The organism is Rhizobium sp. ARZ01, assembly GCF_014851675.1.
GTDB lineage: Bacteria > Pseudomonadota > Alphaproteobacteria > Rhizobiales > Rhizobiaceae > Mycoplana.
Window position 1 is genome coordinate 2026409 of the sequence record NZ_JACVAE010000001.1, and the last position, 14197, is coordinate 2040605.

The 14197-nt window shown below is 60.8% G+C and carries 13 protein-coding genes and 1 other RNA gene; 6 read left to right on the forward strand and 8 right to left on the reverse strand.

The features are described 5' to 3' along the window. Positions 1 to 11: 11 nt before the first annotated feature. The 5 genes from IB238_RS09790 to rnpB form a co-directional block, all read right to left on the reverse strand. Positions 12 to 1763, reverse strand: coding sequence for a penicillin-binding protein 2 (locus IB238_RS09790; protein ID WP_192245726.1), 1752 nt, complete (start codon positions 1761 to 1763; stop codon positions 12 to 14). Then, positions 1763 to 2158: a hypothetical protein gene (locus IB238_RS09795; RefSeq protein ID WP_192245728.1), complete on the reverse strand. Its 396-nt coding sequence runs from the start codon at positions 2156 to 2158 to the stop codon at positions 1763 to 1765. The genes IB238_RS09790 and IB238_RS09795 overlap by 1 nt, the downstream gene beginning before the upstream one ends. A 3-nt stretch (positions 2159 to 2161) precedes the next feature. Further along, complete coding sequence (gene rsmH, locus IB238_RS09800; protein ID WP_192245730.1) at positions 2162 to 3187, reverse strand: 16S rRNA (cytosine(1402)-N(4))-methyltransferase RsmH; 1026 nt, start codon at positions 3185 to 3187, stop codon at positions 2162 to 2164. Positions 3188 to 3201: 14 nt separating this feature from the next. Continuing rightward, positions 3202 to 3642, reverse strand: a complete 441-nt coding sequence (gene mraZ / locus IB238_RS09805) for a division/cell wall cluster transcriptional repressor MraZ (protein ID WP_192245732.1) — start codon at positions 3640 to 3642, stop codon at positions 3202 to 3204. A 426-nt stretch (positions 3643 to 4068) separates the two neighbouring features. After that, positions 4069 to 4464, reverse strand: an RNA gene (gene rnpB, locus IB238_RS09810) — RNase P RNA component class A. Between the two features lie 247 nt (positions 4465 to 4711). On the opposite strand from rnpB, the gene IB238_RS09815 reads away from it, so the two are divergent. Next, positions 4712 to 7174 carry an arylsulfatase gene (locus tag IB238_RS09815; protein WP_192245734.1) on the forward strand — a complete coding sequence of 821 codons (2463 nt, stop codon included), beginning with the start codon at positions 4712 to 4714 and terminating at the stop codon, positions 7172 to 7174. 37 nt (positions 7175 to 7211) lie between these two features. Further along, entirely contained in the window at positions 7212 to 7559 is a 348-nt protein-coding gene (locus IB238_RS09820; protein ID WP_192245736.1) for a hypothetical protein, read from the forward strand. A 71-nt stretch (positions 7560 to 7630) separates the two neighbouring features. On the opposite strand, the gene IB238_RS09825 is transcribed toward IB238_RS09820, so the two are convergent. The 3 genes from IB238_RS09825 to IB238_RS09835 form a co-directional block, all read right to left on the reverse strand. After that, positions 7631 to 8155, reverse strand: a complete 525-nt coding sequence (locus IB238_RS09825; protein ID WP_192245738.1) for a lytic transglycosylase domain-containing protein — start codon at positions 8153 to 8155, stop codon at positions 7631 to 7633. A gap of 310 nt (positions 8156 to 8465) precedes the next feature. Next, positions 8466 to 9239 carry an N-acetylmuramoyl-L-alanine amidase gene (locus IB238_RS09830; RefSeq protein WP_192245739.1) on the reverse strand — a complete coding sequence of 258 codons (774 nt, stop codon included), beginning with the start codon at positions 9237 to 9239 and terminating at the stop codon, positions 8466 to 8468. Then, positions 9236 to 9949 (reverse strand): DnaJ family molecular chaperone, encoded by a 714-nt coding sequence (locus IB238_RS09835; protein WP_348648221.1) that lies wholly within the window; start codon positions 9947 to 9949, stop codon positions 9236 to 9238. Before IB238_RS09835 ends, IB238_RS09830 begins: the two co-directional genes overlap by 4 nt. A 226-nt stretch (positions 9950 to 10175) precedes the next feature. Between IB238_RS09835 and IB238_RS09840 the strand changes: the two genes are divergently transcribed. From IB238_RS09840 to IB238_RS09855, 4 genes are all read left to right on the forward strand, one after another. Continuing rightward, positions 10176 to 11087, forward strand: a complete 912-nt coding sequence (locus IB238_RS09840; RefSeq protein ID WP_348648222.1) for a DMT family transporter — start codon at positions 10176 to 10178, stop codon at positions 11085 to 11087. Between the two features lie 114 nt (positions 11088 to 11201). Further along, a complete protein-coding gene (locus tag IB238_RS09845; RefSeq protein ID WP_192245741.1) occupies positions 11202 to 12416 on the forward strand; it encodes a pyrophosphate--fructose-6-phosphate 1-phosphotransferase in 1215 nt (404 codons plus the stop codon). Between the two features lie 94 nt (positions 12417 to 12510). Next, positions 12511 to 13146, forward strand: a complete 636-nt coding sequence (locus tag IB238_RS09850; RefSeq protein ID WP_192245743.1) for a LysE family translocator — start codon at positions 12511 to 12513, stop codon at positions 13144 to 13146. Between the two features lie 135 nt (positions 13147 to 13281). Beyond that, on the forward strand, positions 13282 to 14193 hold the full coding sequence (locus IB238_RS09855; RefSeq protein WP_192245745.1) for a lytic transglycosylase domain-containing protein: 912 nt from the start codon (positions 13282 to 13284) through the stop codon (positions 14191 to 14193). Positions 14194 to 14197: the final 4 nt, after the last annotated feature.

A 14197-nucleotide genomic window follows, 5' to 3' on the forward strand; every position in this document is an offset into this window, starting at 1 on the left:
TCATTCTGCGCTCAATAAGACACAAGCAAGGCAGACCCGTCCTCCCCGAATTTCGGCTTTACACCGAGAAGTGGGGCGCTGCGGCGGATGATCTCGCCGACCATGGGTGCTGCATTGAGGCCGGCGGTGCGCCCGCCGCCTTCACCCGTCTTCGGCGCGTCGATAAAGCTCAGCACCATGTATTGCGGGTCATCGATCGGAAAAGCGGACAGGAAGGCGTTGAAATTGAGGCCATTCTTGGCGTAGCGGCCGTTGACGACCTTGTCGGCCGTCCCCGTCTTACCACCGACATTGAAGCCCGGCACCAAAGCCCGCTTGCCCGAGCCGACCATCGCATTTACGCGCATCAGGTAGCGCATGTCGTCGCTCGTGCTCTGCTTGACGACAGCCTGGGCCATGGCATCGGCTTCTTCGCGGCTGCGGGGGAGGAAGGTGGGCGGCACATACTTGCCGCCGTTCATCAGCGTGGCGCCGGCAACCGCCGTCTGCAACGGGGTGGTCGAGACGCCGTGACCGAAGGAGATCGTGATCGAGTTGATCTTCTTCCACTCGCGCGGCTGGCTTGGCGTCTTCACCTCGGGAAGCTCGGTCTGCATCTTCGACAGGAGACCGAGGCGGGTAAGAAACTCCTTGTGGGCGGGAATGCCAACGATATCCGCCATTTTGGCGGTGCCGATATTCGAGGAGTACTGGAAGATCTCCGGAACCGTCAGGACACGGTGCTTGCCGTGAAAGTCCTTGATCGTGAACCCGCCGATACGGATCGGGTAGCGTGCGTCGAAGCTGTCCTTGAGCGTTACCTTCCCCGAATCAAGCGCCATGGCCGTCGTGAATGTCTTGAAGGTCGAGCCCATTTCGAACGTGCCGTCCGACATGCGGTTGAGCCAGCCATCCTTGGCGCTCTCGGCGGGGTTGTTCGGGTCATAATCCGGGACCGACGCCATGGCCAGGATTTCGCCGGTATGGACGTCAAGCACGACGGCGCCGGCAGCCTCCGCCTGATACTTCGCCATCGATTCCACGATCACGTCATGCAGCATCGACTGCACGCGCAGATCAATCGACAGGCGAACCGGCTCCATCTTAGCATCGCTGGTCATGCCGATCGCAGCCAGGTCCGCGAGACCCTGGTTATCGATATAGCGCTCCATGCCGGCAATGCCGCGGTTGTCGATGTTGACGTAGCCGACAATATGGGCGGAAGCCGCACCGCTCGGATAGAAGCGGCGCTTTTCCGGACGGAAGCCGACGCCGGGAATACCGAGCGCGAGGATGCGGCTCTGCTGCTTCGGCGTCAGCTGGCGCTGCAGCCACTGGAAGCGCGAATTGGAGGTGAGCTTCTTGTAGGTCGCCTTCGGATCCAGGTCGGGCAGCACCGTCTGGATCATTTCGAGCGCCTCATCCGCGTCGACGATCTTGTGCGGCTCGGCGTAGAGCGAAACCGTGCGGATGTCGGTTGCCAGAATCTCGCCGTTCCGATCGACGATGTCGGGACGCGAGGCGAGCAGGTTGTCGGCCGGACCAATGCTGGAGACCGACTCCGGCAGGGTCATTCCGTATTGCACGAGCCGACCGCCGATCACGCAATAGGCGAGCCCGAAGCACGCCATGATGACGGCAACACGGCTTCGCGCCTGCTTGCCGCTGCGCTTGCGGTGACCCTGGAAGGCCGTGGCACCGGTCAAGTGTGCCGGGCGGCTGGCGCCGCCATGCGAGAAGTGAGCCTTGCTCTTCACGTCCATGATGCGGGAGAGAAACGACATCAGCGCGCCACCGAACCTGTTGCCATCTTGTCCGTACCCTTCGCATCGCCCTTCGCCTTGGCGACATCCTTGCCTGGCTCGGCCTCCTCCTCGAGGGCGGGAAGCTCGGCGGTGCGCATCGGCAGCTCGACGGGCTGCGCCAATTGAGTCGATTCCGTCGGCACCAGCTGGAGGTCCTGTTCATAGGTCTTCACCAACCGGTTGAGCCGGGCCGGTTGGGTCAGAAGAGCCCAGTCGGCGCGCAAGAGGTCGATGGTGTGCTCCTCGAGCCGGATCTCGGCGTCGATCTTACGGACCTCATCGAGCTTGTTCTCGGCCTTGTGCTTGATCGTGTAGGTCACGGTGGCGGCAGCGGTCATGACGACAACCAGAACGGCATCAAAGGTACGAAACATCCATCAGCCTCCAATCTTCTCAAGGCTTGCAAGCTCGGGTAGTTCGAAAATCGAGAAATCATCCGCGCCGGGCGGAGCTGCGGTACGCTCGCCAGCCCGCAGTTTTGCGGAACGGGCACGCGGATTGATTGCAGCCTCCTCTTCGCTCGCGACAATCATGGACTTGCCAACTGGTGCGAAGATTACGTCTTTCTTGTTTAGCTCAGGCAGATGGCGCGAGCCCGTCGTGCGGCCGGAACGATCCAGGAAGAACTTCTTGACGATCCGGTCCTCGAGCGAATGGAAGCTGACGACAACCAAGCGTCCGCCCGGCTTGAGCGCACGCTCGGCGGCAAACAGCGCCCGCGCCAACTCGCCAAGTTCGTCGTTGACGAAGATGCGCAGCGCCTGGAAGACGCGGGTCGCCGGATGGATCTTGTCCTTCGCCTTGCGTGGGGTGACGATCTCGATAAGCCCGGCAAGGTCACGGGTCGTTGCGAACGGCTCCTCGGCCCGGCGCTTTTCGATTGCGCGCGCGATGCGGCCCGCCTGCTTTTCCTCACCCAGGAAACCGAAAATGCGGATGAGGTCGGAGACCTTCGCCCGGTTGACAACGTCGGCAGCGGAAACACCGGCGCTCGACATGCGCATGTCGAGCGGGCCGCTTTTCTGGAATGAAAATCCGCGCTCGGCCTCGTCGAGCTGCATAGAAGAAACGCCAATGTCGAGAACGACACCATCGAGCCCGCCGGCCGGCGCGTGCCGGGCAAGCTCGGAGAACTGCGAGTGAATGAGCGAAAGGCGACCACCGGATGCAGCGACCAGCGCCTGCCCCGCCTCGATCGCGCTTGGATCGCGATCGAGCGCGATCACCGAAGCGCCTCTTGCCAGAATGGCCGATGTATAGCCTCCAGCACCGAACGTGCCATCAAGAATGACCTGCCCGGGCTGCGGCTGGAGCGCCTCGATCACCTCGTTGAGAAGAACGGGGATGTGACGGACGGGTCCGCCATCGGCTTCAGAATTCCCTCCGCCAATATCCGCCACCATCCCGCTTCTCCACCTTATTTCGAGCCCTGGCCCCGCAATCTGCGCTCTGCCCTGGCTGCCGCCTGCATCGCCTCGAACGCTTGCGGCGCCCAAAGCTGAAAATGATCCGCCCGACCGACGAAGGTCACGTCCGTAGTGATTCCTGTGAAGTCGCGGATGAAATCCGTGACCATCAGCCGACCTTCGGAATCGAGCTTCATGAAGACCCCGCCCCCGTGTATCAGGAGCGACATCTGGTTCGCCTCCGGCGAAAACGGATCCTCGCTGGCGATCTGCCGCTCGAACCGATCGAGCAGATCCGGACCACCGACGCTGATCGCCGGAAAAACAAAATCCTGGAAGCAATAGAGCTCCCGGATGTCGCGCTGCGCAAGCACCGCCCGAAAGGATGAAGGCACCGAGACCCGCCCTTTCGCATCGATCTTGTTTGTCGCATTCGACAGGAACCGGTTCATGACGCTTTACGGCCGCTTCCCTGACCGGCACCGAACCAGCCGGCACCGGAAAATCCACACAGAACTCAACCGCACGAATCGCCTGCGACGCAGCAACGTTGCGCCACACCGCCCCCAACCGGGACGCCTCAGTACTTTGCGATGAACGGGCGATCATTCGCCCCTGTGCGGTATGATTATGGGATACCATGGGACCATTTGGGCGTCAATGGGAACAGGCGGATTCCCGGCGTGAGACCATCAAATGTTTATGGGCCGTTAAGTTTAACGAATGGTTACGGCCCATCAATCAAATCGTTGGATTCAATTGGAAATCCGGTGAAATTACACAATGATTGGGAGAGCGATCCGCCGATCTCAAGGAGAAGCAATAGCGCGGGGCTTCTGGAACACATAGCGCGGCCGCGCGGCGTGCCTGGAGAGAAAAATGCCAGTTGGCCTGTAAGCCGGGTTCTGTATGGCTCCGACTGACGCCGGAACGTGGCAGCCATTCATCTGGGACCGGACTTGCGCCCGGCCTCTTGCAACCCACCCGGATGACCGGCCCGGAAACGGGCTGGACGGCTCGCGCCATCCGCGTCATCCCTATTCGGTCTTGCTCCCGGTGGGGTTTACCGTGCCGTTCATGTCGCCATGTCCGCGGTGGGCTCTTACCCCACCCTTTCACCCTTACCTTCCTAGGAAGGCGGTTTGCTTTCTGTGGCACTTTCCCTGGGGTCGCCCCCGCCGGACGTTATCCGGCACCGTGTTTCCGTGGAGCCCGGACTTTCCTCCCCCCGCGGCCTTTCGACCATTGCGGAGCGCGGCTGCCCAGCCAACTGGCCCGCGTTCCTTAGCGAAAGAGCACCGCGATGACCAGAAGAAATCACCGGCAGTTCACGCATACGCGGGGGAAACCTTGCCTGAGCCAAGTAGAACGCACGAAGCTCCGGACGCCGCACCCCAAGCGCCGGTCAGTTGCACTCGTCACCTTGTAGCAGTTCCCATGAATATTAGCTTGACCTGATTTACCATCAGATCATCATGCTCTCCACAGTTGCGAAGGCGTCTTTCTCAAAGGGGATCGACAATGTGTCACACATTATACGGGCACATCGCCTGCGCGCTTGGCGTGGCCTTGCTTTCTTTGGCCAGCTCAAGTGCTGCGCGTGCCGCAGAGATTGAAACCACGGGCACGATCGGCTCTCCGGAAGCGACGACAACGATCACAGGCGAGCAGCTTCCGCCACCGAGTTTGAATTTTGGCGGCGTCATTGGGGAGAAAGCCTCAGATTCCCGCCCCTGGTGGGCCCCACGGATCGTCCCGCCGAAGGGCGCACCCAACGTATTGCTGATCATGACAGACGATCAGGGGTTCGGCGCGCCAAGCACCTTCGGTGGCGTCATCCCCACCCCTGCGATGGACCGGATCGCCAACGATGGCCTGCGTTTTACGAATTTCCACTCGACATCGCTTTGCTCGCCGTCTCGGGCAGCCCTGATCACCGGTCGCAACCACCACTCCGTCGGTTTCGGCGTGGTCGGCGAAATCGCAACGGGATACCCGGGGTACGACTCGATCATTCCGATCGAGAAGGGCACGATCGGCACGATCCTCAAGGAGAATGGGTACGCCACGTCGTGGTTCGGCAAGAACCACAACACGCCCTCTTACCAGTCGAGCCAGGCAGGCCCCTTCAACCAGTGGCCAACCGGCATGGGCTTCGATTACTTCTATGGCTTCGTCGGCGGTGATGCCAGCCAATGGCAGCCGAACCTGTTCCGCAATACCACGCCGATTTATCCGTTCGAAGGCAATCCGGGCTGGAACCTGGAAACGGCAATGGCCGACGAGGCAATTCAGTACATCAAACAGCTCAAGGAGCTTGCTCCTGATAAGCCCTGGCTTGTCTACTATGTCCCCGGCGCAACGCATGCGCCTCACCATCCGACGCCGGAGTGGATCAAGAAGATCAGCGACATGCATCTTTTCGATGACGGCTGGAACAAGGTCCGCGACAAGATTTTTGCCAACCAGAAGCGGCTTGGCATCATTCCGGAGAACGCCAAGCTGACCCCATGGCCGGAAGGATTGCCGCAATGGGATTCGCTGGGATTTGAGGAGAAGAAGCTCTTCACAAGACAGGCCGACATCTACGGAGCCTACCTTGCCTATGCCGACCACGAAATCGGCCGCGTCATCCAGGCGGTGGAAGATGTCGGTGAACTCAACAACACGTTGATCATCTATATTGGCGGCGACAACGGCGCGAGTGCCGAGGGCATGCTCAATGGCACGCCGAACGAATTCACCACGTTCAACGGTGTTGCCGTTCCCGTAAAGGACCAGTTTCTCTGGTACCCCTTCTGGGGTTCGGAGCGAACGTTTCCGCACTACGCAGCCGGCTGGGCGTGGGCGATGGATACCCCGTTCAAGTGGATGAAGCAGGTGCCTTCGCACTTCGGCGGAACCGCTCAGGGAATGGTCATGTCATGGCCGGGACACATCACGGATGCTGGCGGGATCCGCCGGCAGTTTCACCACTTCATCGACGTCGTGCCGACGATCCTCGAGGCCGCCGGCATCCCGTCCCCCGACGGGATAAACGGCATAGAGCAGCAACCAATCGAAGGCGTCAGCATGATGTATGCGTGGGACAAGGCAAAAGCCGACGCCCCGACGAGGCACACAACCCAATACTTTGAGATGCTCGGCAATCGCGCCGTCTATCACGACGGCTGGGTGGCGGCGACAACGCCGGCAACCCTGCCCTGGGAACTCAGCACCAAAACGCCGCCGGATGTGATCACCGGCTACAACTGGGAACTGTACAACGTTGACGAAGATCCCACCCAGTTCAACGATCTCGCCTCAAAGATGCCCGACAAGCTCCGCGAGATGCAGGACCTGTTCTACGCGGAAGCGAAGAAATACAATGTGTTGCCGCTCGACAATTCGACGCTGGCACGGTGGAACACGCCGCGTCCGAGCCTCACCGCCGGGCGCACTGAGTTTGTCTACACGGGCGGACTAAGCGGTGTTCCGGCGAGCGCGGCACCCAGCACGTTGAACAAGTCCTACACGATCACGGCCGACGTCGAAATTCCGGAAGACGGGGCGGAGGGCATGATCGTCACCCACGGCGGTCGTTTTGGCGGCTACGGTCTCTTCCTCAGCAAGGGAGACTTCGGCGTTGGTCGGGGAAAAGTCGTTTTCCTCTACAATCTCCTCGATTTGAAGCGGACAACGTGGGAGGGACCGGAGCTCGAACCGGGTAAGCACACGATTGTCTTCGACTTCAAATCGGATGGTCCCGGCATCGGCAAAGGCGGAACCGGCATATTGTCGGTCGACGGCAAGGAAGTCGCCAAAAACTCCATTGAACACGGCATACCGGTTACTTTCCCGGAGGACGAGACGTTTGACGTCGGCCTCGATACCCGCACTGGCGTGGCGTTGCTTGAGTACCGCTACGAGCCGCCCTTCAAGTTCACCGGCAAGATCGACAAGCTGACATTCCTGCTGAAGCCTGAAGCGACGGCAACGCCCTGAACCTTACTGATCCGAGGTCCGCGCAGGGAGCGCATGGATGATAAGGGCCCTTGACGTTGCAGCATTGGCTGAAATCGCCACCGGCGTCGCATTGCTGGTCGTCCCGTCCTTTATCGGCGAGGTCCTTCTTGGCGAAATGCTGATAGGCGCGGCCATACCGACGGCGCGGGTGGCCGGCCTTGCCTTGATTGCCTTGGGGATCGCCTGCTGGAGAAACGCGCCCCTGCTTGGGATGCTGACATACAGCATGGCCGCTACAGCCTACCTCGGCTATGTCGCTGCAGCGGGAGTGTTCGCCGGCGTGCTTCTATGGCCAGCGGTTGCAGCGCATGCCGTCTTGTCGGTCTTTCTCTGTCGCGACTGGCTGAAGACGGACATCGATTGATAGATCCAACGGACGAGCGCCACTGGCGCGCAGTTGGGGGCACTCCGCAACCGGATGCCCCCGATTACTCGTTAAGAATCGAGCAGGCTCTGGACCTTGCCACAGTAGCGCTTCGATACGGGGTTCATGCGCTTGGCGCCATGGCCGGCATTGTACTTCAAGATGGTGCCGCAGGTGGTCCCGCCGCTGAGATCGTGGGCCGCGGCCAGGTATTTCATGCCAAACTTGATGTTCGTTTCAGGATCGTAGAGCCCCTTGGCGCTGCCTTGATAACCCATCATGCGAGCCGTGGCCGGCTTGATCTGCATCAGGCCGATCTCACCCGCCCCGCCCCGCGCCTTCGGATTGAAATTGCTTTCCACGCGAACGACGGCGTGAGCGAGGTCGACCGGAACGCCATACTGCCGGGCATAGGTCTTGATCAGCGTCGAGTAACTGGCAGGCGCGCCCATCAGCGGGTAGCCGGTGGTTCGGGTTACGGTCTTCAGGGGCTTGCTAATGATGACGCCGGGGAGATCGTCGGCCTTGGCCGATACCGTCTGCGTCAGAAGGGCAATAAGGCAAGCCGCCCCAGCGGCCGTAATCGAATTCGTCATGTCTTGCAAAGTCTCCGGTCATATGCGCACGGCTAGGCCTTGAGGAACCGACCCATCGACCGGAACCCCGCGCTGTGATCAAAACGTCATGAAGTGGTCCAAGGTTTTTCAACCGTGGACCCAGGACAGTCGCGGAAGAGGCCCTACCTCCCGCCGGCGAACGCCTGAACTTCGATCCGTCCTGTCGGAAGGCTGTTGGGAGCAGCCTGTGCCCGACCGGATCGAAGGCACGGGGAAAAGACATTCCCAATCCGGTCAGGATGTGGCGAAATGTTAAACTTGTGTTACAATTTGAAATATTTCGTGAGAATCACGCGGATGAGTCGCGTCGTTTCTGCAAGCCTGTCAGCAAGCGATGAAGCGTATCGATCGTCGAAAAATCGGCGACCCCATCAACCCTTTCCTGCCGAAAATGCCGCTGGAAGGCCGATACATCACCTTCCGTGCCGGGATCAAAAATGCCCGTGATTTCGGTAGCATAGCCGTAGAGCGCAAGCATTGCCTGCAAAGCTTCGACCGGGGGGCCCTGGTCGCCACGTTGGAAGAACCGCCCGCTGGTGATCGGCGCAGGCTCGACCCAGTGGCCGACACCTGCTGCATGGAGCCTGGCCCATGGGAAATTTTCACCCGGATCGACCTTGCGAATGGGGGCAACATCGCTGTGCGCCAGTACCCGTTCGGGCGCTATACCCCACCTCTCGCCACAGTTCCGACACAGTTCGGCGACCGCCGCAATCTGCGCTTCGGGATATCTCGGCAGACCGCCCGGGTGACCGGGATTGACGATTTCGATGCCGATCGAAGCTGAATTGATATCGCCCTCACCCTTCCATTGGCTCTTTCCCGCGTGCCATGCTCGCCGCTCTTCTGGAACCAACTGCAGGACGCGCCCGTCCTCATGCACAAAATAGTGGCTGGAGACCTCGCTCTGCTTAGAGCACAGCCAGGCGAGAGCGCCGTCAGCGCTGTCCATGCCGGTATAATGGAGGACAATCATGTCGGGACGCCGTCCGCCGGCACGCTCGCCATGATTCTGAGACGGCACGACCGTCGCGCCGGGAAAATCGGGCGTGAATGCCGTCATGCCGCCTGACGCTCTCTCTCGATCGCCGAATAGGCCGCATTGAGCGCCGCCATCCGATCGTTTGCGATCCGCTGGAACTCCGTTGGAACGCCACGCGCCATCAAGCTGTCGGGATGATGCTCGGACGCCAGCACCCGGTAGCGCTTGCGAATGGTCGGGAAATCGTCGTGCGGCGAGACGCCGAGGACTTTGTAGGGGTCACGTCCGCCAATATGCAGATGCCGCTCGGTAATCTGCTCGAACCGCTCCACCGCCATGCCGAAAATTTCGGAAACGCGCGACAGAAACGCCATCTCGCGCTCGTGGATCAGCCCGTCTGCCTTGGCGATGTGAAACAGACCGTCGATGATATCTTCGAGGATCGGGCAATTGCGCTCGCTGGATACGCACAGCGTGGCCATCTTTTCAGCATAAGCCTCAAAGCCGGCCACGTCCTGGCGGGCGAGATTGTAGAGGCGGGCAACGTTTGCCGCCTGATCGGAGGGGAACTTGAAGATATCCCTGAAGGCATCGACCTCGGCGGTCGTGACAACCCCGTCGGCCTTCGCCATCTTGGCCGACAGTGCGATCATGGCGACGGAAAATGCAACTTGCTTGCGCGTCTCGGGGTCACCCTCAAATAAGGTGCGCACCGCCTCGACAACGCCCGAAAGCGCATTGCTGGCCGCCTCCGCGACCATACCGACAAGCCGGTCCCAGATGGAAGACATCAAGCCACTGCCCATGGATGAGAACATACAGTGATCTTCATCAGACATTGATGGCGAAAGCAAGCCACAGCCTTCTCATTACTATGAGACTCACGATATTTTGAAGGCCCTCATCAAGTGGATGCATTCCATTTCTTGATCGACCGATTAGCGCAATGAACTTGACGGTCTTGCAGGTGAATGCGAGCAGTTTTCGGTGCAACCAACTTCGGATGAGGGAACAAGCGTGCGCGTCCTGTCCAATCAAGCTGCAGGTATGCTGCTCGGCCTCATCGGCGTGACAATCTTCGGCGCTACGCTGCCGATGACGCGCGTGGCGCTCGAGGGATTCAGCCCCCTGTTCGTCACGCTTGGACGTGCCGTGATCGCTGCCGCCGCCGCCGGGATAGCCCTCCTCATCCTGAAGAGACCATTTCCGCGCTCGCATCTGCCCGCCCTGGCCGGTGTCGGCATTGGCGCAGTCTTCGGTTTTCCCATCTTTTCGTCGATCGCCTTGCAGACGATTCCAGCGAGCCATGGCGGCGTCGTACTGGGCATTCTGCCACTCCTCACCTCGATCTTCGCCGCGATCGTTGACGGAGAACGGCCGGGGCCGCTGTTCTGGTTGTGCGGCATCGCCGGTTCTGCGCTCGTGATCGCCTTTTCGCTGGGCGAAAGCAGTTTTCACCTTGGTCCCGGCGACTTCTGGCTGTTTCTCGCCGCGATATCGGCTTCATTCTCCTACGTGCTTTCCGGAAAGCTGGCGCGCGTGCTGCCCGGTTGGGAGGTCATCGGCTGGGCGCTCGTCCTTTGTGCGCCATTCACACTCGCAGGATCACTGCTCGCTGCGGAGGCAGGCATTCGAGCACCGGGTCCCATGCAATACGGCGCCTTGCTCTACCTAGGCCTGATGTCAATGTTCGCGGGCTTCATTTTCTGGAATGCGGGCCTCGCACTCGGCGGCATAGCGCGGGTGGCGCAGGTGCAATTGTTTCAAACCTTTGTGACGCTCGCGATCTCCGCGCTCCTGCTTGGAGAAGCTATCGGGCCATCGACCGTCGGCTTCGCATTCGCGGTTGCCTTTGTCGTGTGGCTGGGCCGCAAGGCGAAGATTTCCCGTGCTGCGTCGTCACCGACCCCCGAAGTCGGACGAGCCTGAACGAGCCTTTCAATCCTTCAACGAAAGCGGATAAGTACTGATCTGTGATTCCCCTGTTGCGGAATCTGGAGTAGACATCCGCCGACCGACCGGATCGTTCGGCGAGGAGGTATCATGGCCAAACAAAAAGTCGCAATGCTCACTGCAGGGGGCCTTGCACCCTGTCTCTCGTCCGCAGTGGGCGGGCTCATCGAGCGTTATACGGACATCGCACCTGAAATCGAGCTGGTTGCCTATCGCTCGGGATACCAGGGCCTGCTTCTGGCCGACCGCATCGAAATCACGCCCCAGATGCGCGAAAAGGCGCACCTGTTGCACCGCTACGGCGGTTCGCCAATTGGCAACAGCCGCGTCAAGCTGACGAACGCGGCCGATTGCGTGAAGCGCGGCCTCGTCAAGGAAGGCGAAAACCCGTTGCGTGTTGCCGCCGAACGGCTTGCCAGTGACGGCGTGACCATCCTGCACACGATCGGCGGCGACGATACCAACACGACGGCGGCTGACCTTGCTGCCTATCTCGGCGCCAACGGCTACAACCTGACCGTGGTCGGCCTGCCGAAAACGGTCGACAACGACGTCGTTCCGATCCGCCAGTCGCTGGGCGCCTGGACGGCAGCAGAAGTTGGCGCTGGCTTCTTCGACAACGTCTCCAATGAACAGAGTGCTGCCCCCAAGACGCTCGTTGTACACGAAGTCATGGGCCGGCATTGCGGCTGGCTGACTGCCGCGACTGCACGCGCCTACATGCAGAAGACCGCCGGCAACGAATATGTCGAAGGCTTCATGATGAACGCGCAGTTGAAGAGCATCGACGGGCTCTACCTGCCGGAAATGGCCTTCGACCTGCAGGCGGAAGCCGAACGCCTGAAGAGGATGATGGACAAGAACGGCTACGTGACGCTGTTCGTTTCCGAAGGCGCCTGCCTCGACGCGATCGTCGCCGAGCGCGAAGCAGCGGGTGAGACGGTCAAGCGTGACGCGTTCGGCCACGTCAAGATCGACACGATCAATGTCGGCAACTGGTTCTCCAAGCAGTTTGCCGCCCTTCTCGGCGCCGAGCGCGCGATGGTGCAGAAGTCCGGCTACTATGCCCGCTCCGCACCGGCCAACCGTGACGACCTGCGCCTGATCCAGAGCATGGTCGACCTCGCCGTCGAGAGCGCCCTCAACAAGGTCTCGGGCGTCACCGGCCACGACGAGGCCCAGAACGGCAAGCTGCGCACGATCGAATTCCCGCGCATCAAGGGCGGCAAGCATTTCGATACGAGCGTCAAGTGGTTCGGCGAGGTCATGGACGTGATCGGTCAGAAGTGGTCGCCGGCCGGTTGAAGGCATCACGCGCCCACGGACTGAAGGTTGCATCTTGACGTCACCTCGCACAGATGGCTTGCTCCCCTGAACCGCCGTTCAGGGGAGCTTTTTCATGTCGTTCGAACACTGGCTTGCCTTCGCCGCAGCCTCTTCCATCATGCTGGCGATCCCCGGACCAACCATCCTGCTCGTCATTTCCTACGCCCTCGGGCATGGACGAAAGACAACCAGCGCGACAGTTGCCGGCGTAGCCCTTGGCGATTTTACCGCAATGACGGCCTCCATGCTCGGCCTCGGCGCCCTGCTGGCAACCTCTGCCGCGATCTTCACGGTGCTGAAGTGGGTTGGTGCAGCCTATCTTGTCTGGCTCGGCATCAAGCTTTGGCGGGCACCGATTACCGGAGCGAACTGCGCCGAAGAAGGAACGGCAGCGGAAGAACAGCCGTACCGCATCTTCGCACATACCTATGTCGTAACGGCGCTAAATCCCAAGAGCATCGTTTTCTTCGTCGCCTTCCTGCCGCAGTTTCTCGACCTGTCGCGGCCAGTCCTGCCGCAGATGGTGATCTTCGAAATCACCTTTCTCGTACTCGCTACGGCGAACGCCACCGCCTATGCCCTCATGGCTTCGGCGGCACGCGGAACAATCCGCAAACCAACCGTCCAGAAAGCGGTGAACCGCGTCGGAGGATCGCTCCTGATCGGCGCCGGCCTGCTGACTGCCGGACTTCGCCGGGCCGCGGCGTGACTTTTGTCGCGGCGCCTCGGGTTGCCCGATGCGACGCGATGGGCTATTTGACGAAGCACGGTCAAAGCGCCGTTGATTTGCATCCACGCCGGAAACGCTCCGTTTCCGAGCCTCAAGGCAGAACGAGAGCGACTTATGGCGGACAGATTCCCGATCCCTGCGAAACGTTTCCTGTCGGCCGGCTGCGCCACCGCGCTGCTGATGCTGGGCGGCTGTGCCAGTGTGATCGAGACCCCGGTCGAGGAAATGGCTTCGGCGCAGACAGTGATGCCAATCGCAAAGCCCGGCACGGAAATGACCGCCTACGCCCTTCCGGCGCCGATTGTCGATCCGGCAGCGGATAATGGCGGCGCACAGACGCTGACGGCGGCCGTCGAAGTGACGCGCGCAAGCAACGCGGAACTGGCGATTGCTTCGGCCGCACCCGACGCCTCGGGTGCAGGAACAACGCCGGTTGCTTCGGCAGTACCCGTTCCGACGAGCGCGAGCCCCTCCTCTCAAAAATTCATGCCGGCATCGTTCGAGGCCGCCGTGATGGAGCCTGGCTTCGACACTGGTGAACCGGAGGGCCTGGAACAGCTCGTCGCCTCGCACCAGATCATCCCGATGGCAAAGCCTACCTTCCAGCCGGTTGCATTCGCTGCGACCCAGGCCAAACCCGGCATCCCTCAGGCTTCACAAGCCTTCGAAAAATCCGGGACGCCGATTGATGCCCTGGTCACCAAATACGCAGCACTCTACGAAATTCCTGAGGGTCTGCTTCATCGCGTGATCAAACGCGAGAGCCGTTACAATCCCAAAGCCTATAGCAGGGGCAATTACGGCCTGATGCAGATCCGCTACAACACGGCCAAGGGCATGGGATACACCGGCACGCCGGACGGCCTTTTCGACGCCGAGACGAACATCAAGTACGGCGCGAAGTATCTGCGCGGCGCGTGGATGGTGGCCGACAACCAGCACGACGGTGCTGTTCGCCTCTATGCCAGCGGCTACTACTACACCGCCAAGCGCAAGGGTCTTCTCGAAGAGACCGGTTTGAAATAGGCGA